Annotated in this window: 1 protein-coding gene; it reads left to right on the top strand. The window is 26.0% G+C overall.

Going from position 1 to position 1,914, the window contains the following annotated elements; genetic code table 4:
• A partial coding sequence (locus C4B24_RS05040; protein WP_168388369.1) for a hypothetical protein occupies positions 1-1,875 on the top strand: 1,875 nt, incomplete at its 5' end.
• Positions 1,876-1,914 lie beyond the last annotated feature (39 nt).

The raw sequence follows: 1,914 nt of genomic DNA, 5'->3' as shown, positions 1-1,914 counted from the left end.
ATTTTACACTTAATTTTGATTTTGGCGATTTCTATTTTGATTGGTGCGCCAGTATTCATATGTATATTTTGGCATTTTGATTTTGATAAAGACAAAATAAAAGAAATTTCTAAATTTATGCCTATTGTATTTCCGCTTGGTATTTTAGTTGATATCATTATTAAACCACTTGTTAAAAACATAAAAATATATGACGATAACAGCTTTTTTATAGATCCTATATCCAACACGGCGATTGAGGAGTATGTAAAAAAAATTACAAAAAGAAAAATGGTGGTCATTCATATAACTGAATTAGATAGACTTTCTAACGAAATAGGAAAAAAAGGTGCCGAAGCTATCAAGTATATAGTTAAATCTATTTCTTTGGCTTATAAAAATAGAAATGTAAATATAGTCTTTGAAATAGATTCAAATATTAAAAACATAGTTGCTACAAATTCAAGTGGTGATAAAACATTGAAAGACAAAGTACATAAATTATTTGGAGAAATTATGGATATCAATACTTTTGATTATAAAAGTATTTTAAAGTTAGATAAGTTTTTTTCAAAAGGCAAAGACGAAGGCGAATTGTTTTATAGTTATTTCAAAATGATGAAAGAACTTAATAGTAAATCTCATATTATGTCATGAAGATTAATTGATAAACATATAAAGATATTTAGAAAAGTGAATGAAAAAGTATTTCAAGAAGATTCAGTAAAAAAAGAAATTTATTTAAAAGGTTCTTATGGATTTCAAGAAAAACAAGGCCGTGTAAATTGAGGTTTTAATGAAATGTATAAATCCGAAATAATGAGTGCTTTTTCTTTTGAAAAAGAAGATGAAACAAAAATATTTTTTGATAATGGTATCAAAGCACACTATGGAGAAGATGCGGAAAATTATGAAGACGTATGAAAGCAAATTTTCTCTATAACTAATCCACACTTACGTATTAATATTAAAGATTGGAAAGTATATGAAGATTTATGAAATAACTTAGACTTTCAAAAAGAGTTTTTCAATAACTATTCAAAATTCCTAAAAGAAGAGGATGCTTTTAAAAATAATGCTGTATTCTATTTCATATATTTTGCCAAACAATATTACCCAATAGATGGAAAGTTTAATTTAGGGTCATTTTGAAAATCTGAATGGCAAATTATTCAAGATGAAAAATACATCACTAAAAAAGACTACTTTAACAAAATCTTGCCTGAATACCAACAAAAATTAGTAGAAGGTTTAAGTCCAGAGAATATTAAAGGGCAAAAATGGTTTTTTGAATTATCTTCGCAATATCTTGATAGTTTGAATGGTGAAGTAGTGATTTGACTATTAAATGGTGATTACATAGAGCCTGTAGAAGTTGAGGATAAAATGGATCTTAGTGATGACTATTGATATACACAATTAGCAAAGAAAGTGCAAGATAAAATATCTTGGAAACCAAAATTCAAAATTTTAAATGATCAAAAAAAATACAGGAAAGATTCTTGTGAAAAAATTGACTTATCTAGTTGATGACCAAAATTTGATTCTGAATTATTTAAATATATAAAACCTGAAAGAGATAGGTTTTCAAAGCACAAATATGGGGTTTCTTGAGTTTTCAACAAGCGGGAATCTATAAAAATGTTGAAAATGTTACTTAACACAACAATTAATATAAAGGAGATAGAAATAGAACTCTTAAAGAAAAGTGATAATGGATTTACAATATCAAAAACTCTGCTATTCTTAGGTCTTGATACTAGAACTAGGAATTTAAGGTCGCAAGTAACTAAGGCATTAAATAAGGGTGTATTTTCTAAAATTAAATTAGACGAGATGATTGAAAATTTGGTTAAAGAAGCTTACGATAAATACGATAATAAAAATAAAAAATAAAAAAATAAGATGTGTTCAAAAAAGAGGAATAGAGGAATT

This window comes from Mycoplasma marinum, from assembly GCF_004335975.1.
GTDB classification, from domain to species: Bacteria; Bacillota_I; Bacilli_A; order Mycoplasmatales; family Metamycoplasmataceae; genus Mycoplasma_K; species Mycoplasma_K marinum.
Note: the sequence above shows the minus strand (reverse complement) of the source record. Positions and strands in the feature narration are given on the sequence as shown.